Source organism: Neomoorella stamsii, assembly GCF_002995805.1.
Taxonomy (GTDB): Bacteria; Bacillota; DSM-521; order Neomoorellales; family Neomoorellaceae; genus Neomoorella; species Neomoorella stamsii.
The window spans coordinates 33710-57997 of record NZ_PVXL01000026.1 but is presented as its reverse complement, the minus strand read 5'-3'; the positions used below and the strand labels follow the sequence as shown (position 1 = coordinate 57997).

Genomic DNA, 24288 nt, shown 5'->3' with positions numbered 1-24288 from the left:
CAGAATCCTACTAAAAGGTGATGGCATTGGCCGGCAACAACAACCAGGAACGTCCGAGTTTAGGACTTTTATCTTCCATGAAACTGGGGCTTTTGCTTTTATTGCTCCTGGGAGTCCTGGCTTCCCTGGGGAGCTTCCTTCCCCAGGGCCAGCCCGCAGGGTTCTACCGTGCTTATTACGGAGAACTGCCTGGAAGATTGATTGTCCTCCTGTCCCTGGACCACTTATACCGCAGCTGGTGGTTTATTACCGTGGGGGCAATTTTAGCCGTCAATATCCTGACCTGCTCGCTACGGCGGGTAAAAAAAGCCCCTGGCCGGCGTGGGTGGGGTTCCATTATCCTGCACTTAAGTATCCTGGTGATCCTGACCGGGGCGGTCATATCCGGGGTTATGGGCCGGCATACCTATGTTGAAATCGGTGTCGGCGACAGCCTCGACCTGGCCGGCAGGGGTTTTCCGGGCCAGGTTTTAACGGTTAAGGAGTTTAAAATCGAATATTACGAAAACCTCCAGCCCAGGCAGTATATTAGCAGCGTATCCCTTAAAACAGCTGATGGCCAGGAAATTGAGCAAGATATCTGGGTAAACCGTCCCTTAAAATTTAAGGGCTTAAAAATTTACCAGACCAGTTACGGCTGGCTGGCCCGGGGACAGGCCGTTATTGACGGTAAAGTGGTACCCTTTGACCTGGCCAGTGGCCGGGGCCTTGACATCGACCTGGGCAAAAACTTAAGGCTGATGTTTTTCTTTATTCCTGATTTTGATGAACAAGGGGGCAGGTTACATTCACGTTCCCCCTTGCCCAATAACCCCAGACTGGCTGTCGTCCTTTTCCAGGATCATCAAGTAACGGCGAGGCAAGTCCTGGCCGAGAAGGAAACGAAAGTCGTGGACGGCTATCCCGTTACCTTTTCCGGCTACCGTTATTACACCGGACTGGAGATCAAAAAAGACCCGGGGGTTGGAATAATTTACACCGGGTTTATCTTGTTATTGCTGGGTTTTGTTCTTCGCTACCTGATGCCTGATAAACATGTTCCGGGAAGAGCTCCGCATGACAGTTAGCATCGTCACCAGCGAACAAGTAAAAGCGAAGAAGTAAAAAGAGAGGTGGCGCCAAGATATGGAATCCAGTTTTAACCTTGTAGCCTATATTTTGTTGCTGGCAGCCGTTACTTTAAGCCTAATCTCCCTATGGAGACCCAACAAATATACCGGTCCCCTGGCCCTAGGGGCCCTGGTCCTGTCCTTTGCTTCCCTGACCCTGGCCCTGGTGCTGCGCAGTATTACTGGCGGCAGGCTGCCCTTGGCTACTTTATACGAATTTGCCCTGCTTTTTGCCTGGGGCATTCTCCTGTTTTATCTTATTTCCCGCAAGATGATCAAATCGGACCTGTTAATGGTTCTGGTAGCTCTCCTGGAAGTAATTATCCTCTCCTATAGCAATACCTTATCTTCTGGCACCAGGCCCCTGATGCCGGCCCTCCAGAGCATCTGGCTGCAGTTTCATGTTCTTACAGCCATCATCGCTTACGGCGCCTTCGGCCTGTCCTTTTGTTTAGGCATTATTTATCTGCTCAAAGAAAAGGGATACGACAGCATCGGCGAAAGTATCCTGCCGCCCCTGGCTAAGATCGATAACCTGCTCCACTGGTCGGTAGCGGTAGGATTTCCCTTTATGACCCTGGTTCTAATTACCGGGGCCGTCTGGGCCGAAGAGGTCTGGGGCAGGTGGTGGGGCTGGGACCCCAAGGAAACCTGGGCTTTAATTACCTGGCTGATTTACGCCGCTTATCTCCACGCCCGGAAAACTTACGGCTGGCGGGGGAAAAGGGCCGCCATTATGGCCATCGTGGGCTTCCTGGCGGTGCTCTTTACCTTGTTTGGCGTCTCACTACTCCTTCCTGGCGCCCACAGCTATGTATATGTTTAGGCCAGGCCTTCAAACCTGCGAGCGGCGGCCAGGACCTTCTGGATATAGGCCCGCGTTTCCCGGTAAGGAGGAATGTGGCCGTAACGTTTAACGGCGCCGGGGCCGGCGTTGTAGGCTGCCAGGGCAAGGGCCAGATCACCCTGGAAGCGGTCCAGAAGCTGCCTTAAGTACCTGGCGCCGCCGTCCAGGTTGGCTTCCGGGTTGAAGGGATCTGTCACCCCCAGGGCCCTGGCCGTCGCCGGCATGAGCTGCATGAGCCCCATGGCCCCGGCCGGTGATACCGCCCGGGGATTAAAGCCGGACTCCGCCTCGACTACACCCTGGAGCAGGGCTGCCGGCAGGTTGTACCTGGCCGCCACCCGGCTGATGAGGTCCTTAAAACCAGGCTCGGGCAGGCTGCGGGCCCCAGAACGAGGGTTATGGGCGGCAGTTGCCGGCTTTCTGCCCGTCCCTGTTGCCTCTACTGCCGGAGATTGTCCCTCTTCCAGTTCCGCCAGGAGTACCAGGTAAAAAAGATTATTGAAGCTATCTTTAATGCCGCCAGTATTACCTGCCGCAGTCGCCTGCATTTTGGCCCAGGCTGCTACCAGCGGCGCCAGGGTACTGATATCCATACCTGTTTCCCTTCCTTATTAAGCACCTGCACCTCATTATACCATAATCACCAGCAACCGGGGATAGTTTAACTGGAATGCGCCGGTTGTTGACGTAAAACCCCAGGGTTGTTACAATAATGCTGAGACAAAGACTTAAAAAAGGGAGAATAATAATGCCTATATACGAATTTCGCTGCCTGGAGTGCGGGAAACTTTTTGAAAAGCGTTTTGCCAGTATGCACGAAAAGGTCGAACTCCAGTGTCCGGGGTGCCAGTCCCGGTCCCTGGAACGGGTAATCAGCCGGGTTAATTTTCTCACCCGTTCGGGAAAGGGTGAGCAAAAACCAAAGCTCACGACCAAATCCTGCAGCCCCGGCAGCAACTGCATGACCCTGGATATCCCGGGACCGGAGGAATAAAGGTTGATTACCCTCAAGCCCACCTGCCCCTTTTGCGGGTTGCCCGTTGCTAGGCCAAAAGAGCAGGTTACTCGCCGGCCAAACGAAATGCCGGTGGGTGCCTGTTCCTGTGGTGCCGTCTATGCCTGCGATATAACCGGTCATAACCTGGGAGCGGCCTTCATTGAAGCCCTGGTCTTTGGCTGTAACCTGGACTGGGACCTGGCCTGGGGTCTGCTACCAGAGGAGGATTACCTGGAAAAGCTGGTTGAGAACTACGACTATGAAACCCATTTAATTGTTCCCGGCGGGTTTTATGAGGGCAGGAGAATAACCGGCGCCCTTTATTTCGTTAAACTGCACCCGGACATTCTGGAGGTCACCCGCCAGGGGATGCAAAACAAATTGGAGCGGGCTGCAGCCATTTCCTCCCAAACATCTACAGCGCCTCCTTGTGAAAAGAAGTTCACTAAAAAAGAAATAGAGGCCCTGGTAAATGAATATCAGGTCGAAACCATTTTAAATATAGCCAGGTTTGAACGGCGCCTGATCAGGGAGCTGCAGCGGCTTCTCTATGCTGGTGACGAACTACTCCGCCTCCGGGCCGCTGATATTTTAGGTAAAGTAGCCGCCGTCATTGCGCAAAAGGACCCGGAAACTATTGCCCGGCTGCTGCAGGGATTATTAACCTCCGTTACGGACCCTGGTTCTTCAGGCTGGGGGGCCATCGATGCCGCCGGTGCAATTATCGCCAACCTCCCGGAAACCTTTGCCGGGTATATCCCAACGCTGTACCAGTTGCTGGTAGACACAACCCTCCGGCCCCAGGCCCTGCGGGCCATCGGCAGTATTGCCAGGGTAAAACCCGGGCTTATCCGCCCGGCCTGCTTACGCTTTCTACCCTTTCTTCAGGACCCGGACCCTGCAACGAGGGGCTATACGGCCTGGCTCCTTGGCAACTTAAGCGCGGCAACGGCCAGGGATATGCTACAGGGTCTTCAGGATGACGGGCAGCCAGTAACCTTCTACGACAGCGGCAATTTACAAAAAAAGACAGTGGCGCAACTGGCGTCTGAAGCCCTGGCCAGGCTCTGACCTACCTTAACTGTTACGATATGGTTCCAGTTCTTTGAGAAAATCCGGGTGGACTTTAAATCCAAGTTTAATGGCCCGGTCAACGTGTTCAATTGCCATGGTAAAATTGCCGTTTAAATAATAGGCATAGGCGAGATTATTATGCCCCAGGGCAAAATCAGGTGCCATCTCCAGTAACTTCTGACCGGTGGCGATGGCCTTGGCGATGTCGCCCTGCTGGAGATAACAGTTGGCCAGGTTATTCCACGCCTGGACGATCCTGGGGTTCATCTCGATGGCCTTCTCCAGGGCGGCAATGGCCTCCTCAGTCCTGCCCATCTGGGAATAAGCAAACCCCAGGTTGGCATAACCCCTGGCATACCGCGGCTCGATGGTGATGGCTTTTTCGTTGGCTTCCACTACCTTTTCCAGGTCTCCCTTTTGCCAGTAGATATAGCCCAGGTTTACATAAGCCTCAAACATGCGGCCGCTGCTGGCAATCGCCTCTTCAAAGGCCACAATAGCCTCGTCCCATTTCCCCTGCTGCATATAGGAAACACCCAGGTTGTAGAGCGCCGTGGCGCACCCGGGGTTTTCCGCCAGGATGCGCTTTTGCCCGGCAATAAATGATTCAAAGTCCTGTGGTTCTTGCATCACCTTCGTCCTTCCTGTAACGGCCTAATATAAGGAGAGGCTGCTATCATATAAGTTTGGCAGCCTCTTTTCCTAAAAAACGTATTTGCTGGGCTTTATTTTCCCTCGCTTCCTGGCCTTTGCGGAGCGCCCAGCACTCAACTCGTTTAACGCAGGTGAATCTTTGTGAACAAAACCTTTGCGAGTTGAGTGCTGGCCGCTCGCTTCAAACAAAAGCCAGCTTTTATACTATTTTTTTGCTCATACCTGCCTAACTACTGGTCTTCAGTTACACCCCTTCCCTTTAAACCGTACATGGTGGTGCTACCGGTGGAGAAATAGATTAATTTTTCTTCGTTAACCAGTTCCGTAGCAGCCTTTTTAATGTCCCTCATTTTGGCTTCCGGGATCTTGGCCTGGACGGCCTTTTCCAGGTCCTTGAAGTAGAACTTGCTCTTTTTACTGGTCTCGGCAAACTCGAGGATGGCCTTTTTAATCTCCTCCATCATCGCTCATACCCCCTTATCTTCAGGCAGGCCTAGTCGTCAATACCTCCTGCCGCCCTGGAGACTTCCCAGGCCGCCCCAGTATATTTAAACTGGGTGCTGGTACGGTAGGTATCGTAGGCCAGGCGATAATCATCAATCAGGTGCTCGGTAAAGGGCAACTCACACTTCTCAAAGAACTTCTCCCAGCCGATCCTTTCCGCCCAGTCGCCGATACGCTCATACTTCCTTGCATCAGCGGCATAAACTTCAATGATCTTCTTGACGGTGGCCACCACTTCCGGGAAGCGGGGGAAGTTATTGGGCAGCCAGGGTACGACTACCTTAGAGAACTTGGGTTCGCTGATGCGATTGGATATCTTGCCGCCGGCCAGGACGGCTACCCCATCACCAAGCTTATCGGCAATAGGCAAAGCCGGGCACATGGTATAACAGTTGCCGCAGAACATGCAGCGTTCTTCTTTAATCTTAATCGTTTTCCTCCCGTCTTCCGTTTTTCCAGGCGACAGGGCTCCCACCGGGCAGGCGGCAATGGCCAGGGGTATTTCACAGATCGAGTCGATATTATCGTCCACAATGGGGGGTTTGCGGTGGATGCCCAGCAGGGCGATATCAGAGCAGTGTACGGCCCCGCACATATTTAAACAGCAGGCCACGGAAATCCTGACATGGGCTGGCAGGGTCATGCCTGTAAAGTAGTCCATCAGCTCATCCATGATGGCCTTGACCATGGAAGAAGCGTCGGTAGCCGGGGTATGGCAATGGATATAGCCCTGGGTATGGACAATGTTAGTTACCCCTGCACCCGTACCGCCGATAGGGAACTTGTAGCTCCCGGAGATATATTTCCTGCTTAGGAGGTCCTTTTTCAAAGCCTCTACCTTTTCATAGCTGGTGACCATGAATTCGATGTTATTGCGGGTAGTGAAACGGACGTAGCCGTCACAATATTTATCGGCGATATCGCAGATCTCGCGGACGTTTTCGGCCGTCATGAACCGGGAGCCGCCACATCTTACGGTAAAAACCTTGTCTCCAGTTTCGGAAACATGAACCATAATGCCCGGCTCTAAGATGTCATGATAAAGCCATTTGCCGTAATTCTTTTGAATAACCGGTGGGAAAAACTCCCAGAAGTGCCTGGGCCCAATATCAGTAATCCTTTTTTCTGTCGGTTTCTCCGGGTTGTATTTACCAAGGCGCTCTTGCGATAAGGCCATGATCGCAACCTCCTCCTATCGTCTATGCCGCAGACGGTAATCTTTGATATCGCGCTTCCAGCCGCCGGGTACGTCTTCTTCTTTCCAGAAGATATATGGGTTGGTGCGCGGCATTTTAACCATCTGGGGAGCAGCCGGGACACCGATAACCTCCAGGAACCTGGGCAACCCTTTACGCTGGATCAGTTCGCCCAGGCGCTCGCGGTTCTTGCCTTCTTCAATCCACCAGTCCCAGACCTTCTCGAGCAGCTCTTTTATGTTGTCGTAGGGTGCTTCGGCTTTCATAAAGGGAACGGTCAATACCGCCAGCTGGGCGCCCTCCAGGATCGGCGCTTTGGCTCCAAAGAGGATGCTGACGCCCGTGTCGGTGCCAGGCCTTAAAGCCCTGGGCATGGTATTGATACAGTGCATGCAACGGTTGCATTCCTGGTTATTAATCACCAGCTCGCCGTCCTCCATGGCCATACACCCGGTAGGACATAGATCAATGACTTCCTTCTGGATATCGAACTTACCCCAGTCGCGACCGCTATGGGCACCGCCATCGGGTTGAATTTCACCCCTGATATAGGCCTGGACTGCTTCCTGGTCGATGCGGATGTCGTCCCGCCAGGTACCGATTAAAGCCATGTCAGAACGGGCAAGGGAAGCCACACAGCCGTTGGGACAGCCATCAATCTTGATCTTGAATTTATAGGGAAAGGCCGGGCGGTGCAGCTCATCCTGGTAATGGGTAGTCAGCTCGTAGCACAAATCCTGGGTATCGATGCAGGCGAATTCGCAGCGGGCCTTGCCGACACAGCAAGAAGGCGTGCGCAGGTTCGAGCCCGAACCGCCAAGATCCTGGTCCAGTTCATGGGTCAGGTCATAAAAAAGGGGCTCTAACTGTTCGGTGGTGGTCCCCAGCAGGATGATATCACCGGTGGAGCCGTGCATATTGAACATGCCGCTGCCCCGGAACTCCCAGAGATCACACAGGGCCCGCAAGAAGTCAGTTTTGTAAAACTTACTGGCCGGTTGATTGACGCGCAGGGTATGGAAATGGGCAACAGAAGGATATTTTTCGGGAACATCGGAGTAGCGCCCGATAACGCCGCCGCCATAACCAAAGACGCCGACAATGCCGCCGTGCTTCCAGTGGGTTTCCCCGTCATCAAAGGATAATTGCAGCTGGCCAAGCAAGTCGTCCACTACGTCCTGGTCTATCATCATCCGGTCTTTAGGGAGTTTCTTGCGGTGCAGGGCTTCCCGTTTGGCGTCGGCGACAAAGCTGGGCCACGGCCCCTTCTCCAGCTCCTCTAAATCAGGAATATCATGCTTGATCTTAAAATCTTTAAGCTCTTCTTCCGTGTAGTTATGCAGTTCTTCGTCCGTGTAGATGCGTAACTCTTCATACTTCAGTTCCTTTTGTGGCCGCTTTGGTTTAAAATCCATCAGCAATACCCCCTTTGTTGGTGTTTGTTTATTTTTTCAATCCTCGCCCGGCGTGAAAGCCTGGTGCAGCGACGCCCAATACCAATCCGCAGGGATGATCTAACTTCGCCTCCTTCCCGGTAATCAATTTGAAAGTACTATCGTTAGCGTTTCCCGGCCGGAACTGCAAGGAATAGTTAGCGCAATCCCAAACCTCTTTTTAAAACGCTTTCCGAAACTTAACATCTCCCTTCTTGGAGTTTATGGTATTTTTATAACATCTGGAGGGATACTCCTCCTTCCTATGGCTTTGGTTTTCCCCCTTTTTCACAAGTGATACCATACCCCTTTGTTGCTGAAGGAACTACTTTTGCTATTTATAAATTTAGTTCGCTATTTCTCTTTAAATTCCTGCTGCCGGCCGAATTTTTTTCTTCATTTCTACCAGAAGCAAAAGCGGCAGGCTGGAAGCCTGCCGCCTGGTATTAACCTGCTGCAGTCAAGACTGTTATCTGTCCCGGGCCGGCTTCCACCTCCCCGATAATCCTGGCCGCCGTCACGCCGCGCTCCTTCAGAGCTGCCATCAGTTCCCCTGCCTTCTCCCCGGCTACAGCAATCAACAAGCCGCCGGAGGTCTGGGGATCGTAGAGGACGTCCTGGAGTGCCTCCGGTACGCCAGCATCCATACTGACATCCTTGGCAACATAACGGCGGTTATTATAAGCACCGCCGGGGATCAAGCCCAGAGCCGCAAATTCCAGAGCCCGGGGCAGGACTGGGACAGCACGGGCATAGATCACCAGGTTAACGCTGCTGCCCCGGGCCATTTCCAGGCCATGTCCCAAAAGGCCAAAACCGGTGATATCGGTACAGGCGTGGACCCCAACAGCTACCATAGCGGCCGCCGCCTCCCGGTTCAAGGTGGCCATCCAGCGGCTTACCTCTTGCTCTAGCTCCGGCGTGGCCATTTCTGCTTTAATGGCGGTAGTAATAATCCCCGTACCAAGGGGCTTGGTCAGGATGAGTTTGTCCCCCGGCCGGGCACCACAGTTGGTAACTATCCTGTCCGGGTGGACAATGCCAGTTACCGCCAGGCCATACTTGGGTTCCTCATCGTCTATGCTATGGCCGCCTACCAGGACGGCCCCGGCCTCCAGCACCTTGTCGGCCCCCCCCCGCAGGATCTCCCCCAGGACGGCAACATCTACCTTCTTGCTGGGGAAGGCCACGATATTCATGGCTGTCAAGGGTTTACCGCCCATGGCATAGACGTCACTCAGGGCATTGGCCGCGGCAATCTGGCCGTAGAGGTAAGGGTCGTCGACAATGGGCGTAAAAAAGTCAATGGTCTGGATAAGGGCCAGGTCGTCCGTTAAGCGATAAACCCCGGCGTCGTCGACGCTATTCATACCCACCAGGAGGTTGGGATCCTGCATCACCGGCAGGTACTGCAGTACTTGATTTAGGGTCCCCGGACCCATCTTGGCCGCTCACCCGGAACTGCAGGAAAGCCAGGTTAACTTTGGATTTTCTATCTTAGGGCTAAACCCGCAAGCGTTATCAAATTGTGCCATTATTTCTGCCCCCCTTTCTCCTCTTATTTTACCAGCTTTTAGCCATGCCATGTATGACAAAAAGGCATAATAAAAAGGCCCTTAAGGGCGCCTTCTGAGCGGGTAGTATCGTGATAGTATTCAAGGATACAGGGAAAGCAAAGTATACACCTATACGCTGGAACCTTTCTTCCGGATCAGGTAGGAGTAATAATCGTCCCTTATCTCTTTACTGACAAGGGTATGTCCGGCCTGCTGGCACCAGGCCGGTAAATCAAATTCCGAGGCCAGGTCATCAACCCATACTTCCAGCAAGTCTCCGGGTTTAAGTTTTTGTATTTGTTTTGCCGTGGCCATTAACGGCCCGGTACAGTTCATACCCCGGCAATCAAGTACTTTACCTGTCACTAAACTTCTTCCTCCCGTGAATTACCTTGCAGTAACCTGATTAAGTTCAGTACCAGGTTGCGCTCTTCCTCTTTAGCATGGCTCACAAAACTCCGTATTTCTTGATACTGGTCTTCGGCACCTGCACTTAAAGGGCGCCGGTTTTCATTCAATGAATGCAAGAAATCCAGCAACCTCCTAATCTCCATTTCCCCCCAATCGGCCAGGGCGCGAACAATTTGCTGAAGAACCGGGCGTCGCAGGGCCTCCCGGATGTCGGCCGCCAGGCGATAATCCAGGTATAAATCTTCCTCCTCTTCCTCCATGAGGAAGTAGCAGGTTGATACCCCCAGGGCTTCGGCCAGGCTGCTTAATGTTGCCAGGGAGGGCTGGATGCGGTCCGTTTCGATCTGGCCGATAAGGCTGTGGGAAATACCTACCTGCTGGGCCAGCTCCTTCTGAGTAAGGCCCATCTTTTCCCGCAAGCGTTTTAATTTATTGCCCAGGGTATCCTCCTGGCTGGAACGCAGGAGGGAACTGGGGGACACCTCCAGGACGGCAGCCAGTTTCTCGAGAGTTTTTAACGAGGCCGTCGACCGTGAGCGCTCGATCTCGCTGATATGGGCCAGGGAGACGCCGGAACGGCGGCTCAATTCGCTCAAGGTTATCCCCTTTTGTTCCCGCAAGCGCCGCAGCCTGGCTCCCACAGTATTTTGGTCCTTGTTACCATTTTCCTCTGTAAAGTAACTAATATCTACATTTAAAATACCGGCCACCTCCGCCAGGGTAGCTGTCGAAAGGCGCCTGATACCCTTTTCTACCTCGGCCATACAGTCCGGGGCAATATCCAGGCGGTCGGCCAGTTCATCCAGGGATATGCCCCGCTCTTCCCGTAACTTCTTTAACCTTTCTCCTATCCCCATAGCAAAGCTCCTCCTTATTTACCTTACAATATTGCCGTTTTTATTTTTCTTTTACCGGCTGCCAGGCCCACCAGGTTCGCGGCCCATTCGGGATGGGTGGGAGCATAGAGATGATTGTACCCGGCCAGGACCCTGTTATAAAGGATGCCGTCCACCCGGCCGTCGATACCAAAGCCCCGCTGGACCCGGTAAAGAAAACGCACGGCCTGGCGGTCCAAATTAATTACCCGGGAATGATGAAACTCATGGCCTTTAATGATGCTGCCCCGGGCTAAAAAGGGGCTCTCCCCTTCTACTAGCATGGTTGTATAGCCATGGCCCTGGGGCCGGGAGGACATGGTGACATCTAAGGGCAAAGCGCCGCTCATCTCATACCAGCGTCCCTGATAATTAAGGCGCCTGGCCAGGTACATCAGCCCACCGCACTCGGCATAAACGGGCATGCCTTCAGCTACAGCCCCTTTGACTGCCTGGCGGAGAGATACATTGGCCTCCAGCTGTCCGGCAAAAACTTCGGGAAACCCGCCCCCTATATAAAGGCCGTCGATGGCCGGTAGCTTTTCATCCTGCAGGCTATCTATGGTAATCACTTGTGCGCCGGCCTGCTTCAGGGCCTCCAGGTTTTCCGGGTAATAAAAGGTAAAAGCGCGATCTTGAAAGATACCCAGGCGTACCTCTGGTAAAGGCGGTTGCTGCCAATCCGGCCCGGGAGGCAGAGCCGGAACCTGGCTGGCAATGGCCAGCATGGCGTCCAAGTCAACGTTCGCTGCTATAGCTGCCCCGGTGGCTACCATGGCGGCATGGATGCTTTCGTTTTCTGCAGCCGGGATCAGGCCCAGGTGACGGTCGGGAATAACAAAATCCCTCTTTTTAGGCAGGGCTCCCAGGACTGGTAAACCGGTATAGTGTTCAATGGAGCGCCGCAACATATCTTCATGCCGGGGACGGGCCACCTGGTTTAAAATGACGCCGGCTATCCTTACCCGGGGATCAAAATTTTGAAAGCCCTGGACCATGGCTGCCGCGCTCCTGGTCATGCGGACGGCATCAATAACTAAAACCACCGGGCATTTAAGGGTATAGGCAATGGCCGCCGTGCTGTTGCTCCCTTCCAGGTCCAGGCCGTCAAAGAGCCCCATGGCCCCTTCTATTAGCCCCAGGTCAGCACCCCGGCAGCTAACGCTGAAATGTTGCTCCAATTTTTCCGGTGGGAGAAAATATAAATCCAGGTTGCGGCAGGGACGGCCAGCGGCCAGGGTCAACCAGCTGGGGTCGATGAAATCCGGCCCTTTCTTAAAGGGCTGGATTACCAGGCCCCTTTGCCGCAAGGCAACAATTAAGCCCAGGGTAATGGTTGTTTTACCAGAGCGCCCGTGGGGCGCGGCAATTACCAGGCGCACGCTTCCCTCCACCTCCCCCTAATAGCGAAAATGCAGGTCGTGGCGAATGTTTGTTTGGGGCGGCCGTTTATCCACCAGTTCCTCCACCGGGCCGGCACCGATGGTTTCTAAAAAAACGCTCCAGCCAGTACGTTCGATAAACCCGGCCAGCCTTTCACCCGGTTTTCCTGCCCTGCTCCAGTAGTTGATAATGACCTCAATGCGGTCAATGATGGCGCTATAGTCCAGGGGCCGGGCCGGTACCCGGGGAAAGACGATGGCCGCCATTTCGGGCCCCTTGCAGCTATTGCCGCCATGACCGCCTACGGCAATGGCCACGTAGCTCTTTTTCTTCAGGCTAATACCTTCAGGGGCCACCTGGACGCAGGAAGTGCAACGCACGCAACGATCGACATCAATGGTTACCATAGTTCCCTTCTCAGTTTGCCGGGGCCGGATGGCTCCCGTGGGACACCAGGATACCAGGAGGCCAATGTCGATATTGGCGGCCAGGAAGCGGGCCTCGTCCACCTCTGGTACGGATTCATATAGACCCAAAATACCAATATCGGCTTCCACACCGCCGCCGCACTGGTTGGGACAACCACCGATAGAAATCTTTAAAGGAGCCGGCAGTTCTTGTTGTAAAAAGTCCCGGTAAAAGTAATCAGTTATCGCCTGGGCAATACTGGGTGCATCAACAGCGGCATTCTGGCAGTGGATAAAGGAGGTGCAGCATTTTATCTGGTGCAGGGACTTGCCTGTACCACCGGCCGGGAAACCGGCGGCTTGCAATTCGGCTAGAAATTTTTCCAGTTTTTCGGGCCTGACACCGACAAATTCGAAACCCTGGCGGCTCGTCCGGCGGCCGGTTAAAGCATACTCCCGGATCCAGCGAGCGAGATCCCGTAAGGTGCTGGCGCTCAAGAGCCCGTTGGGGGGCAACAGGATGCGTACCGTTAAAAGTTCGCTGCCATCCGCTGCCAGGTGGCGAAGGACGCCAGGTTGTACCATTTCATGCCATACCCAGCTGCCCTGGCGGGCCAGCAACTCAGCAGGTATTTCCCGGCGGTAGTCGGGCATAATGCCGGCCGGCAGGTCAGGTGCGCTCACCCCGGCCACCTCCTTTAAAATCCATTTCTTTTGGGACTTAAAAGGATCTGGGGCTCGACCTTCAGGCCCAGTTCCTTGAGCACCCAGAGGGGACCCACCCGGGCGATAAAGTCCCCCACCCGTTCTTTCTTCCTGGCATTATCGGCCCAGAGTTCCAGAAAGGCACCAAAGAGATCGCCGATGGCCGTATAATCATCATCCTTGACGGGGATAAAGGGCACCAGGACATAACCCACCATAGGACCCTGGGGGCCGCGGTGGCCATACTTACCCCCTGCCACCCAGGCCACGCCCCGCTCCCGTCCGGGACGGATGGCCGGGCAGAGGTTGATGCAGGCCATACAGTGCCAGCATTTGTTCGACGCTATGGCCAGGGTGGTACCTGTCCAGGTTAAAGCTCCGGCCGGGCAGGCCGCAATCAGCCCGGCCAGGTCACCGCCGGCCTCCTGCCAGGCAGCCAGGACTTCATTATTTATTTGCGGCAAATCACGGTAAACGCCAATAAAGGAGTGGTCCTTTTGCATCATGGCCCTGATGCAATCATTGGGGCAACCGGCAACCCCACTTTTCACCTTCTGAGGGTAACCGGGATATTGCTGTTCATCAATAAAGCGCTGTCCCAGGTAGGTAGCCAGGGCCGGGGCATCGATCAGGGCCATATCACACCTGGCCGGGCCGCAGCAGGCTGTTAAGCAGCGCAGGTCATTGCCGGTAGAACCGATATCCAGGCCCGCGGCGTTTAATTCCCTGACCATGGGGACCATTTGCTCCCTTGTAGTATAGATTTCAATGGTACCACCACTGGTGAGGTGGATGAGGCCTTTACCATAGGTTTCGGCACAAGAAGCCAATTTTTCCAGGGTTACTGCCGATAGCCACCCCCCTGCCGGGGGCAGGATGCGCAAGTAGGCCGATTCCTCAATTATCTCTGGCCGGCAGCTGTTGCGTACCGCTACGCCGGAAGGTAATTCCGGTATACTAATATACCCCCCATGGCCGTAAGCAGTTTCCCCTGTGGCCAGGCCCTGTTCATACATGGCCAGGGGATAACGACTATTGCTTAATTCCCGGACATGGCTGGGGGAACGTCCTTTCATAAGCTCGTGGCAAAGGGGGAACTCCTTGCTGTCTCCGGGCAAAACTTAACACTCCTTTGGCATGGGCAGGCCAGTAATCTGGCTGATTTCGCCAATGGGATTACCCGGGAAAAGTTTATAAATCTGCTTTTTTTCCAGGCCGCTCAGTTTAATCAGGTTACGCAAGGTACAGATGGTCCGGTGCTGGTCATAGTACTCATAGCTAATGGCTATTAATTTCCAGTGGTCTTCGTTTAAGATAATGCCCCTCTGCCTGGCCCGGGCAGTAATTTCTCTTTTTTTATCATCTGGTGGCAGCACCTTCTGCCATCCTCCCCCGAATTGATTTAAAGGCCAGCACTGGCGCGCTGGCCTCCTTTTATATTTTACTTTACACGCAACCGGTTGGCTTGGGCAAACCGGCGATCTTGCAGGCCCCTTTGGCCGGGCCGCTGGGAAAGAGATCGTAGATCTGCTTCAGGCTATAGCCTGTCTCCTTGCAGAGTTTGCGGATCATGGGGGCAATACCGAACTGCTGGTAATACTGGCGCAGGTAGTTAACTACCTTCCAGTGATCCTCGGTCAGTTCGGTTACCCCTTCGGTTTCGGCCAGGGCTTTGGCTACGGCCTCATTCCACTTGCTGGGGTCGGCGATGAAACCGTCCTCATCAACTTCAATTTCGATGCCACCAACATTAATTGCTGGCATGGCCAACACCTCCTGCTAGATTTTATTATACCTGTACCTTTGTATTTAGGCTACAGGCTAATAACACCATGATTGTTAAACATTCCTTGTTCTTACTTTCTAATACGTGGCAGCAGCTTTTAACGCACCAGGGCGTTGGCTACCAATTCGCTAACGCCGGCGAAGCGTACCGGCAGTTGATAGTAATTGATGATCTCGCGAAACTGGCCCTTGCAGTTGGAACAGGCCAGGGCGATGATACTGGCCCCGGAGGCTTTCAGCTGCTCGGCTTTGAGCTTGCCGTAGGTCTCCATACGGAATTTACGGAAATCGCCCTTTTCCATGATAGCAAAACCGCTACCGCCGCCGCAGCAGATACTCATTTCCCGGTTGGGCGTCAGTTCACGAAAATCAAGGCAGCATGCCTTGAGGATGCGACGGGGCTCTTCATACATACCGCCCAGGCGGCCCAGTTTACAGGAATCGTGGTAGGTAACGGGTTCCGGGTTCTTTTCCGGGTCAACCTTAATCCGTCCTTCCCGGATCCATTCATCTTCCAGCTCCAGGATGCTCTTCACCTCAAAGGGTCTCTCCTCGGGGGGAATGAGCCTTAACATTAAATACTTTAGCGCTTCAAAGGCATGGCCGCACTCGCCCACCACCAGGGTCTTAATCCCCAGTTTCCTGGCTGTTTCAACATGGGCCTTAATAATGGTAGTAAATTCGACATCGCTATAGAATACGCCGTAATTAACGGCATCGTTGATGCCGGTCGCTGGGGAATTTAAGGTCCAGTCAACGCCCGCGGCATCCATGACCTCAGCCGCACCCATGACCGTCTCGGCAAAGGCCAGGTAGTCACCGGCATTATGCATGAGCAGGTATTCGGCGCCCTCTTTATCAACCGGTATTTTAACTTTATAACCCTTTGTATCCTCAATCTCTTCCTCGAGAAATTCAATCATATCAAAAAAGGCGTTGGCTGGCGTGCCGGTAGCGTTACCGAATTTTGCTTGTTTCTGGGTACCGTTTTTCTTGAGTTCGTCAGGGGCAATATCAATAGCATCGAAAATCTTCCTGGCCTCCCGGGCAATGACGCCGTTATCGATGGCTACCGGGCAGACGTAGGCGCAGCGCCGGCAGATGGTGCAGCGGTAAATGTTCTCTGCCATGGCGTTGAGTTTCTCTTCCGTCAGGTCCTCCGCCCCTACCAGGCCCGGAAAGATTCTCCCGGGCAAGGTGAAGTAGCGCTTGTAGACTTTACGCAACATATCGGAACGGTAAACTGGATGGTAGATATCTTTCTTCCCACTGGCCAGGTAAACCGGGCAGACCTCAGCGCAGGTACCACACTTCATGCAGGTATCCAGGGATAAAGTATAGGGTAACCAAAAGGTCCAGTTATCCCTTTGCTGGAGGGATTTCTTCATGGCCAGCAGGAATTTCTCTACCCGTGGCTCGTCTGGTTTTAGAGTTTCATCGGAAAGTACCCGGTAGTCGTCAAAAACTTTACGCATTATTCCATTTCACCCCACTTAACCTTATGATAGGTAAAATACTTGACGGCAAAGTGTGCCATACGGGTAAAAGGGATGTAGATCATAAAAAGCCACAACAACAACAGAAAGATCAGGTAGCTTCCCGGCAGTGGTAAGTGGGGTTTCAAGGTTAACAAACTGATAAAATAACTCCTGAAAGCAAAATCACTTAGAGCCCCACTGGCGAGGGCAGCAAGGGCCACCAGAAAGATAAAGAGCAGGTTCAAATATTCCACCGGCGCCGAAATCTGGCGTAGTTCGGCAGCAAATAAGCGGAACAAAAGCAACAGGCAGGAACCTGTCAGGGCTAAAACACCGCCGGCTACACCCAGATAAATGGCGAAGGGTGCCCCCAACAGCAAGAAAAACAGCCAGAAGACGACTAAGTAAATACCCCAATGCATAACCAGGGACGGAAACCATAATTTACGGTTATGGTGAAAAAGGCTGCGGAGAGTGAAAACCTCTGTCACGAGTTCGCCCAGCTGGCCTCCCAGGGTACGCGGGTAGGGAAAAAGTTCCCAGTGCAGGTTTGCCGGCGCATTATACCAGTATGCTACTTTATAACCCAGCCCCAAAACCAGGATGGCGATAGATACATACGGCAAAATGCCACCGATGAATGATTGCCAGAAATTCATAAACTGCCCTCCTCAAAAGCTTGTCTTACCCTGCATGTTTACGTTCACGCAAGTGCGACTATGATATTTATAAAATCCCGTTAGTTATCATTCTTTTTATTTCGCTATCGAGGGCAGTTTTCCTGCTGCCGGCAAAATTTTTTTTGGTATTTATAAAAAGAGCTCAAGGCCCCGGCAATCCGGAACCTTGAGCTTATAGAGGAGAATAAGCTCTTTAACTAAATTGTATGAGTTACCAGCAGGAGCACCACCAACAGGACAATCCCCAGTCCCAGGCTAATGCTGATTAGCTTTTTTTCGGCAGGCATTAAATCAAACCATTCTTCCTCTTGCGGCAGGCGTTCTTGTTCGGCCATTTTTAGTTACCTCCTTTTCAGGCTACCGTCGGTGGAGTTATACCGTGGAAGAAGAGCCAGGAAATAATCAGGCCGATCCAGATAATGAAGCCGAACAGGCAGACCACATAGACCACGGTCAATTTGCCCATACCTTCTTCCCAGAGCTTTTTAAAATTGGACATTAAGCCGATGGTGAAGAAGGTCAGGGCAAAGAAGATGCCGCGGAAGGCACCTGCCTGCCCGATACCCGCGTTTAACAGCTTCAACGTATCTTTGCCTACACTGGTACCAATGAGGAGGACGAGAATAAACAGGGCGGCGTAACCGAGAACGAATTTCGGGAACCGCAGCCAGATTTCCCCGGCGTTTGCTTTTTCACCTTCCCGCCGGTCGATCTTCCAGGACCAGATAATGGCCAGGATAAAGGCCCAGATGGCAATAAAGATGTCAATGAAAACCTTGACGGTCGTGGTTGCCATGAGCATCCAGCCTTCCTGCCACTTTACACCCAGGGCACTGATGGCTTTGCTCCTGATCAGGGCATCGACCATAGCACCACTCGCAGCCGCGGCGCCGTCGGTCTTGACGGCCAGTCCCATCCAGGCACCGGCCACCATGGGCTCCTTGTAGAGCCAGGCTTGGGCGGCAAAGGGCAGAATAATCAGTTCAACGACGGCAAAGATAACGACCAGGGATGAAACAATAATGGGGATTACCGGGCGGGCCTTGATGGCGCCACCGGTGGCAATGGCCGCGGAAACACCGCAGATGGAAATACCCGAGGCCAGGGGTGCGGCCCATTCGGGGGTGAATTTAAAGTACTTGCGGGCAATAAAGTAGACCAGGGGCCAGTAGATCAAATAGGCTTCGATAATGGCGCAGAGTCCCCGGAAAACTACCTGGGCAGTTAAACCGGTAGAATGGAGGGCATTAAGGCCAATCTGGCCACCGAGGATAACTATAGCTGTCTTCACAAACCACTCGGGTTTTGTTGCTTCTTGAAGATAACGGGTAAGTCCCGGGAAAAAATTACCAATAATTAAACCTACGATCAAAGCAATAATAAAGCCCGATTCACCAGTCATACGTAATGACCAGGGAAGCTTTAATTTCGCCAGCTGGTCCGGTGTAGCCGCAATATAAGCATAGTTACCGATCATCCAGCAGATATACGTAATGAAGAAGATAATGGTAAACCCGCTGATGAAACGGCGGACATTGCCACCCATGGAAGCTACGCCAATACTCAGGATCACCGTCAGGAAAATATACGTAAGAATTAGCGAAACAATACCGGGAAGGCCCTTGTAGACATCCGACACCGGCGAGAGGGCCTTGGAAAGATCCAGCCACATATTGGTTTTTACTACCCAGCCGATAAGGTCGGCACCGGTTATCTTCAGAAAACCGAGGAAAAAGATAAATAATCCGATCCATAATGCCCACCAGTCTTCACTCTTAAGCAGTGGAGAGCGGGCTCCTTTGGCTTCCTGGGCCATTTTGTTCCCCCCTAAAAAATTGTTTACTTTAATTTGTTAGCAATAATCCTCCCCTTGCTTTCCCTTAGCTCCTTAACTGTATCACCTCCCTTTCTGGCGCTCATTCTCACGTTCACTTTGTCCTCGCTTTCACCCCCTCTTCCCATGTTAGCAGAGCATCATTTAAAGAGAGAAAAGAATAACGTTATCACGTTAATAAAATATATTTATGTGCTCCTGGGTAATATGCTTAACCTAACACTCACAACAGTTTTATTATGTTAATTATCCTTGTGCTAACATTCCCATAATGTTAGCTACCACTAAATATATTTCGTCATCATTAAGCATTTTCCTGCTGCCAGGAAGAAATTTTTAGGTAAAAATAAAAAACGGCACCCACGAAATCCGGGTGCCTCAACAATAGCGAACGGCCGCTGCTATTCCCCCCAGGAGATATTACCGTCGTTACTGAGGTAATAGGCCAGGCGCTGGAGGTCGAGGTTGTAATCGGCGTTATAGACCAGGACATCTTCCGGCACGCTTAAGGTAATGGGTGCGTAGCTCAAGATACCTTTAATGCCGCATTTAACCAGTTCATGGGCCACCTTCTGCGCTTCTTCCGCCGGCACGGCCAGCATGGCGATTTTAATATCTTTCTCTTTCACAAAAGCGGGCATTTCCTCCATGGGGCTTACTTGTTGCCCCCCAACCATGAGTCCGAATTTTTCCGGGTCCCGGTCAAAGACGCCCACCAGGTGAAAATGCCGGCCATATTTCCGGTTGTGCTCAGCCAGGGCCATACCCAGTTTACCGGCCCCCACCAGGATAAAGGGCCACTCCTTGTCCAGGCCCAGGATACGGCCAATGGCCTCTTTAAGGTAAGTTACATTATAACCCACACCGCGTTTACCCAGCTCACCGAACCAGGCCAGGTCTTTCCGGATTACCGAAGGGTCGACCCCTACCCTGACCCCGAGGACCTGAGAGGAAATTTCTTCTATCCCGTGTTCTTCTATTAAATTGAGGCAACGGTAATAAAGAGGTAAGCGGTCAATAGTTGAACGGGGTATTTTAATCCGAAATGGCATTAATGCTCTCCCTCGCTTTTAGTTATTCTGGTTTTAATTATAACAAAAACTAAAGGAAAAATCATTCGTTAAATTTAATTACCATTCCCGGCCTGGTAGCGGGCCAGCGCCCGGTTGTGTTCGGCCAGGGTACGGCTAAAATAATGGGAACCGTCGGGTTTAGCGACAAAATAGAGGTAGTCAGTTGCAGCCGGCTTTAAGGCCGCGAGGAGCGAGGCCCGGCCCGGACTGGCAATGGGACCAGGTGGCAGGCCGTTGACCCGGTAAGTATTATATGGGGAATCAATCTGCAGGTCCTGGTAGGATAAAACGGGCTTGGGCGCGGGCAATAAATATTCCACCGTGGCGCAGGATTCCAGGCGCATGCCCTTTTTCAGGCGGTTGACAAAGACGCCGGCAATCAGGGGCCGCTCTGCATCAATCTTTGCTTCCCGTTCGACTATGGAAGCCAGGGTAACGATTTGGCGGGTATTTAACTCTAGGCCCGGCTCTTTCTCCCGGCTGATTTCCTGGTAAACCTGGTCGAAGCGCTTGAGCATCATCAGGATAATCTCCTCCGCCGGCGTCCCCCTGGCCACCCGGTAAGTGTCGGGAAACAAAAAACCCTGGACGTGTTCCGGACCGGAAGGCAGGCCCTGCAAAAAATCAAAGGGGTAATCCCGGGCTGCCGCCTGCAGGAAATCCTCCTCCTGGATCACGCCCTTCTGCTGGAGCAGGGCGGCTATTTGGCGCACAGTATAGCCTTCGGGAATGGTAAATTCAATCTCCTGGACCTTGCCCGCAGCTAGCAGGCGGATGATCTCCGGCAGGGAAAGGCTGGGGGAGATTAAATAGCGGCCAGGCTTTAGTTGCCTGTCCAGGCCTGTAACCATGGTCACCAGTCGGAAGGCCAGGGGGCTCTTGATTATCCCCTGGCTGGTAAGATTACTGGCGATGACGGCCGAACTTGATCCCGGCGCAATGTTTACCTCTACGGCCGGGGCACCGGGCTTCGCCGGGGCCAGCAGGGTCAGGAAAAAATACCCGCTCCCGCCCAGGGTCAGAATAATTATTGCCAGGAACAATATTAACCGGCGGTGCCAGGGCCGCCCGGAAGCTAGATTATAGCTTGTTTCCAGCTCTTCCCCCATAATCCCATGTTTTCTCTCCCAGATTATTTTTTTTCATTATATCAGGGTGCGGGGAAAGGTACAACCTTTTCCGCAGGTTGCCCCCGGCGGACGACCCGGGGTAGAGGTGGGTATAAATCCTGGGAGACAACCTCTTGCCGTCCTTCTTTCCCCTGCCGGTGGATAATCCTGATGACTCTGGTCCGGAAACCAGGTTTTCCCTCCTGTTTAACTTCCTCTTTTTCGGGAGGCCAGTGGGGTACCACTTCCACTTCTTCCGGCGGGGGGATCTTTTCAATTACCTGGCTCACCACCTCAGCGGCGGGGGCTTCCCCGGCGGCATAAAAGGTCATTGCCAGCTTATCACTATCCACCCAGGCCTTTAACCAGTACCAGAAGGGAGTATCATTGCGGATTTTAAGATCAATCAGGCCATAGGCTACGGTAGCATCCCGGCCCGGCGGTACATAATCTATGGCCAGGCCATGGGGCTGGCGCTCGAGAATAGTTAATCCGGCAGCCAGGGCGGCATTATAGAGGGTTGATGACACCTGGCAAACACCGCCGCCAATACCGGGTACAAAGTTACGATCTTCGATAACCATTGCTTCCCGGTAGCCACGCTCTATGGTCCGCGGCCCTACCACCTGGTTAAAGGAGAACTCGCCCCCCGGCGATAACCAGGTGCCATCCAGGGTGCGGGTCGCCAGCCGGATGTTGTGGGTACGGTCGGTATCAGCCGGATTAAAAAAGGTGGTAAAGCTCCCGGCTGGTTTTTCAATTTTCCGGGCTGCCAGGGCGGCGGAAGTCAAACGGGGTTCAAGGCGGTTCAAGGGGATGTCGATTACCTGCCCCTGGGATGAATCTGCCAGGCGGGCCAGCAAGGTCTCAGTATCCACCTGCCAGCCGGCCTGCGCGGGGATTAAGTACGGTTTACCGTTATTATCTATTTCCAGGCGAGCATCCACTGGCTCTTTCAAGATATCATCGCCCAGGTGTTTTAATTCTGCCTGGAGGCGGTCTTGTTCCCACTGATAGACCAGATCTAGCCGGCGCCTTTGAGATGCGAAAACAGACAGGCGTTGCTGCAAATTCCCGGCCCGGCCCAGGGCCCAGGCCCGGGACAGGGTAGCCTCAATATCAATTTTCATACCCAGGGCCCGGGGAGTGGTTGTCATTAATCTGTCACCCAGGCGCAATTTGATTTCCCGGTCCAGGATTTTCGTAGCCAGTTCCATTATCTTTAACCTGGCAGCAGCCGGCGGCAGCCCTCCGACCGGCCAGCCGGCAATGGTTACTCCCGGGAAAATGCGGCCGGAAAAATAAATTCCCATTACGGCCAGGCCGGCCACTCCCAGCATAAAAATTAAAAATACTGCCAGTTTCCACCTGACCATGGGCCCACTTCCCGCACAACTCTTTTAAAACATAATATGCCCCCTCCGAACTGGAGATACAAAGTAAATTTAAGGCAAAGCCCGCCAGTTTACCTGGCGGGCTTTTTCGTCTTCACTCTTCCTCTTCTTCCTCTTCTTCACCGAGGGCGTCTTCCCAGGCCTGGGCCACCCTTTGCCATTCGTCTTCATCCTCAATCTCATAGAGGACCTCGTTGCCATCGTCATCCAGGCCGATCTTTAAAACAATGGCTTCACCTGCGCCGGTATCGCCGTTTGCCACTGGTAACAGGATGGCATACTCGTCATCTTCGACATTGAGGATATCCACGACAACAAACTCATGCTCCTGCCCTTCATCATCTGTCAGGACGATGGTGTTTTCCTGGTCGGCCATGTCCTCACTCCTTTTTCCAGGATAGGCCTATCATACCCCATTTTGCCCCCGCCGGTCAAGGTACCCCTGCAAAATTATACTTGCCGCTACCTGGTCGACAACGGCCCGCCGGCGGCGGCGGGAAAGATCGGCCTCCAGGAGGATTTTATCAGCCGCTACGGTAGTGAGGCGCTCGTCATAAAGGTGCACCGGCAGCCCCAGTTCCGCCTCTAGCCTGGCGGCAAAGGCGCGGGCTTCTTCAGCACGGGGCCCGAAGGTACCGTTCATATTGCGGGGGAGCCCGACCACCACCTCTTCAACGCCGTACCTGGCAACTAATTGCTTCAGGGCGTCCACATCGGCAGCCTTACTTTTCCGGCGAATGGTGGTCACGCCCTGGGCCGTCCAGCCTAGAGGGTCGCTAACGGCCACGCCAATGGTTTTACTGCCGACATCCAGTCCCATAATGCGCAATTCAAATCACCTTAAGGCAAAAATCGCGGCAGGCGCCGGCGCAATAACCGCAGAGGATGCACTTATCCGGATCAACTACCGCCCGCCCGCCTGCCAGTTCCAGGGCTCCCTGGGGACAGCGCTTGACGCAGGACCCGCAACCCCGGCACCAGTCTTCCACCAGGAGCCGGCGCTTCCGCCCCTGGACCTCCGCCAGCAATTCCGCCGCCGGTTCCCGGCCGCTAAACCAGGCGACATTTACCTCTACCTCGGCCAGGGACTGCATGCCCACGGCTACGGCATCAATGACCGGGGTGGCCAGGACAAACTCCAGGGCCTGCCGCGCGCTAGATACCAGGTGGCCGCCACCCAGGGCCTTCATGGCATAGATCCCCTTGCCGTTAGTATGGGCCAGGGTAATGGCAGCCAGCATCTCCTCCCTGCTGCCGTCCAGTATCCCCAGCCCCGCCTGGTTGTACAGGGGATGGATAATGTCGATCTCCGGCATCATGGCTGCCGCCCGTACCGCTGCTACAGCATGGGAAGAGATACCCACGGCCCGCACCAGACCGCGTTCTTTGGCTTCCAGGAGGTACTCCAGGGCCAGCCGGTGGCCGGCCAGGGTCAGAGCCGTTTCCTGCTCGTGGAGTAAAAAGATATCAATAACATCCCGGTCCAACTCCCGCCGGGCCTCTTCTAAGCTCCGGGCCATACCTGCTGCCGTGTAGTCGTAGGACTTGGTGGCCACGACCACCGGTTCCTGCCAGCCCTGCAGGGCGGCCTTGATATAAGGATAATTGGCGTAACACTGAGCTGTGTCGATAAAGTTGACGCCCAGTTCCAGGGCGCGGCGAATGAGGCTGGCCCCGGTAGCAATACTCAGGCCCGCCTGGAGCGGGCCTATGGTCAAGGAGCCAAAGCACAGGCGGGATACCCTGATCCCGCTGGCTCCCAGGGTGGTATAGAACATGGCGCT

Annotated in this window: 27 protein-coding genes; 4 read left to right on the top strand and 23 right to left on the bottom strand. The window is 53.6% G+C overall.

The genetic code is table 11. The features are described 5' to 3' along the window. The first annotated feature begins 26 nt into the window (after nt 1-26). Together MOST_RS04525 and ccsB are read left to right on the top strand one after the other, a co-directional pair. Nucleotides 27-1067: a cytochrome c biogenesis ResB family protein gene (locus MOST_RS04525; RefSeq protein ID WP_054936492.1), complete on the top strand. Its 1041-nt coding sequence runs from the start codon at nt 27-29 to the stop codon at nt 1065-1067. Nucleotides 1068-1125: 58 nt separating this feature from the next. Beyond that, nucleotides 1126-1935: a c-type cytochrome biogenesis protein CcsB gene (gene ccsB, locus MOST_RS04520; protein ID WP_054936491.1), complete on the top strand. Its 810-nt coding sequence runs from the start codon at nt 1126-1128 to the stop codon at nt 1933-1935. On the opposite strand, the gene MOST_RS04515 is transcribed toward ccsB, so the two are convergent. Further along, nucleotides 1932-2549 (bottom strand): lytic transglycosylase domain-containing protein, encoded by a 618-nt coding sequence (locus MOST_RS04515; protein ID WP_054936490.1) that lies wholly within the window; start codon nt 2547-2549, stop codon nt 1932-1934. The genes ccsB and MOST_RS04515 overlap by 4 nt on opposite strands. 155 nt (nt 2550-2704) lie before the next feature. Between MOST_RS04515 and MOST_RS04510 the strand changes: the two genes are divergently transcribed. Next, nucleotides 2705-2950 carry an FmdB family zinc ribbon protein gene (locus tag MOST_RS04510; RefSeq protein ID WP_054936489.1) on the top strand — a complete coding sequence of 82 codons (246 nt, stop codon included), beginning with the start codon at nt 2705-2707 and terminating at the stop codon, nt 2948-2950. A gap of 3 nt (nt 2951-2953) precedes the next feature. Continuing rightward, complete coding sequence (locus MOST_RS04505) at nt 2954-4024, top strand: DVU0298 family protein (protein ID WP_054936488.1); 1071 nt, start codon at nt 2954-2956, stop codon at nt 4022-4024. Nucleotides 4025-4030: 6 nt separating this feature from the next. Here the strand turns inward: MOST_RS04505 and MOST_RS04500 are convergent, their stop codons facing one another. The 22 genes from MOST_RS04500 to MOST_RS04400 all read right to left on the bottom strand — a co-directional run bounded on the left by MOST_RS04500 (nt 4031) and on the right by MOST_RS04400 (nt 24282). Continuing rightward, on the bottom strand, nt 4031-4657 hold the full coding sequence (locus MOST_RS04500) for a tetratricopeptide repeat protein (protein WP_054936487.1): 627 nt from the start codon (nt 4655-4657) through the stop codon (nt 4031-4033). Between the two features lie 254 nt (nt 4658-4911). Further along, nucleotides 4912-5142 carry a dissimilatory sulfite reductase D family protein gene (locus MOST_RS04495; RefSeq protein ID WP_054936524.1) on the bottom strand — a complete coding sequence of 77 codons (231 nt, stop codon included), beginning with the start codon at nt 5140-5142 and terminating at the stop codon, nt 4912-4914. Nucleotides 5143-5174: 32 nt separating this feature from the next. Then, nucleotides 5175-6362 (bottom strand): dissimilatory-type sulfite reductase subunit beta, encoded by a 1188-nt coding sequence (gene dsrB / locus MOST_RS04490; protein ID WP_054936486.1) that lies wholly within the window; start codon nt 6360-6362, stop codon nt 5175-5177. Between the two features lie 15 nt (nt 6363-6377). After that, nucleotides 6378-7796 (bottom strand): dissimilatory-type sulfite reductase subunit alpha, encoded by a 1419-nt coding sequence (gene dsrA / locus MOST_RS04485; RefSeq protein ID WP_054936485.1) that lies wholly within the window; start codon nt 7794-7796, stop codon nt 6378-6380. Between the two features lie 464 nt (nt 7797-8260). Beyond that, nucleotides 8261-9310, bottom strand: coding sequence for a selenide, water dikinase SelD (gene selD / locus MOST_RS04480; protein ID WP_208974832.1), 1050 nt, complete (start codon nt 9308-9310; stop codon nt 8261-8263). Nucleotides 9311-9499: 189 nt separating this feature from the next. Then, a complete protein-coding gene (locus MOST_RS04475; RefSeq protein ID WP_054936483.1) occupies nt 9500-9736 on the bottom strand; it encodes a sulfurtransferase TusA family protein in 237 nt (78 codons plus the stop codon). Continuing rightward, nucleotides 9736-10638: a helix-turn-helix domain-containing protein gene (locus MOST_RS04470; RefSeq protein ID WP_054936482.1), complete on the bottom strand. Its 903-nt coding sequence runs from the start codon at nt 10636-10638 to the stop codon at nt 9736-9738. The genes MOST_RS04475 and MOST_RS04470 overlap by 1 nt, the downstream gene beginning before the upstream one ends. Nucleotides 10639-10661: 23 nt before the next feature. Further along, nucleotides 10662-12038: a cobyrinic acid a,c-diamide synthase CobB gene (locus MOST_RS04465; protein ID WP_083476574.1), complete on the bottom strand. Its 1377-nt coding sequence runs from the start codon at nt 12036-12038 to the stop codon at nt 10662-10664. A gap of 18 nt (nt 12039-12056) precedes the next feature. Next, nucleotides 12057-13130 carry a ferredoxin-like domain-containing protein gene (locus MOST_RS04460; RefSeq protein ID WP_054936480.1) on the bottom strand — a complete coding sequence of 358 codons (1074 nt, stop codon included), beginning with the start codon at nt 13128-13130 and terminating at the stop codon, nt 12057-12059. Nucleotides 13131-13144: 14 nt separating this feature from the next. Then, nucleotides 13145-14269 (bottom strand): ferredoxin-like domain-containing protein, encoded by a 1125-nt coding sequence (locus MOST_RS04455; protein ID WP_054936479.1) that lies wholly within the window; start codon nt 14267-14269, stop codon nt 13145-13147. Between the two features lie 3 nt (nt 14270-14272). Next, nucleotides 14273-14527: a TusE/DsrC/DsvC family sulfur relay protein gene (locus MOST_RS04450; RefSeq protein ID WP_054936478.1), complete on the bottom strand. Its 255-nt coding sequence runs from the start codon at nt 14525-14527 to the stop codon at nt 14273-14275. A 70-nt stretch (nt 14528-14597) separates the two neighbouring features. After that, nucleotides 14598-14915: a TusE/DsrC/DsvC family sulfur relay protein gene (locus MOST_RS04445; RefSeq protein ID WP_054936477.1), complete on the bottom strand. Its 318-nt coding sequence runs from the start codon at nt 14913-14915 to the stop codon at nt 14598-14600. A 119-nt stretch (nt 14916-15034) separates the two neighbouring features. After that, the gene (locus tag MOST_RS04440; RefSeq protein WP_054936476.1) at nt 15035-16411 is read right to left on the bottom strand and encodes a (Fe-S)-binding protein; all 1377 of its coding nucleotides are present in this window, start codon (nt 16409-16411) and stop codon (nt 15035-15037) included. Beyond that, on the bottom strand, nt 16411-17073 hold the full coding sequence (locus MOST_RS04435; protein ID WP_054936475.1) for a respiratory nitrate reductase subunit gamma: 663 nt from the start codon (nt 17071-17073) through the stop codon (nt 16411-16413). Before MOST_RS04435 ends, MOST_RS04440 begins: the two co-directional genes overlap by 1 nt. A 218-nt stretch (nt 17074-17291) precedes the next feature. Continuing rightward, a complete protein-coding gene (locus MOST_RS17480; RefSeq protein WP_170067047.1) occupies nt 17292-17429 on the bottom strand; it encodes a hypothetical protein in 138 nt (45 codons plus the stop codon). A gap of 17 nt (nt 17430-17446) precedes the next feature. Next, entirely contained in the window at nt 17447-18910 is a 1464-nt protein-coding gene (locus tag MOST_RS04430; RefSeq protein WP_054936474.1) for a YeiH family protein, read from the bottom strand. A 419-nt stretch (nt 18911-19329) separates the two neighbouring features. Further along, nucleotides 19330-19980, bottom strand: coding sequence for a redox-sensing transcriptional repressor Rex (locus MOST_RS04425; RefSeq protein WP_054936473.1), 651 nt, complete (start codon nt 19978-19980; stop codon nt 19330-19332). 74 nt (nt 19981-20054) lie between these two features. Beyond that, nucleotides 20055-21110 carry an endolytic transglycosylase MltG gene (mltG, locus tag MOST_RS04420; protein WP_054936472.1) on the bottom strand — a complete coding sequence of 352 codons (1056 nt, stop codon included), beginning with the start codon at nt 21108-21110 and terminating at the stop codon, nt 20055-20057. Nucleotides 21111-21151: 41 nt separating this feature from the next. Further along, nucleotides 21152-22486, bottom strand: coding sequence for a VanW family protein (locus MOST_RS04415; RefSeq protein WP_054936471.1), 1335 nt, complete (start codon nt 22484-22486; stop codon nt 21152-21154). Nucleotides 22487-22598: 112 nt separating this feature from the next. Further along, the gene (locus MOST_RS04410) at nt 22599-22880 is read right to left on the bottom strand and encodes a DUF1292 domain-containing protein (RefSeq protein WP_054936470.1); all 282 of its coding nucleotides are present in this window, start codon (nt 22878-22880) and stop codon (nt 22599-22601) included. Between the two features lie 30 nt (nt 22881-22910). Next, complete coding sequence (gene ruvX, locus MOST_RS04405; RefSeq protein ID WP_106007039.1) at nt 22911-23333, bottom strand: Holliday junction resolvase RuvX; 423 nt, start codon at nt 23331-23333, stop codon at nt 22911-22913. Between the two features lies 1 nt (nt 23334). Further along, nucleotides 23335-24282, bottom strand: coding sequence for an aldo/keto reductase (locus MOST_RS04400; protein WP_054936469.1), 948 nt, complete (start codon nt 24280-24282; stop codon nt 23335-23337). Nucleotides 24283-24288: the final 6 nt, after the last annotated feature.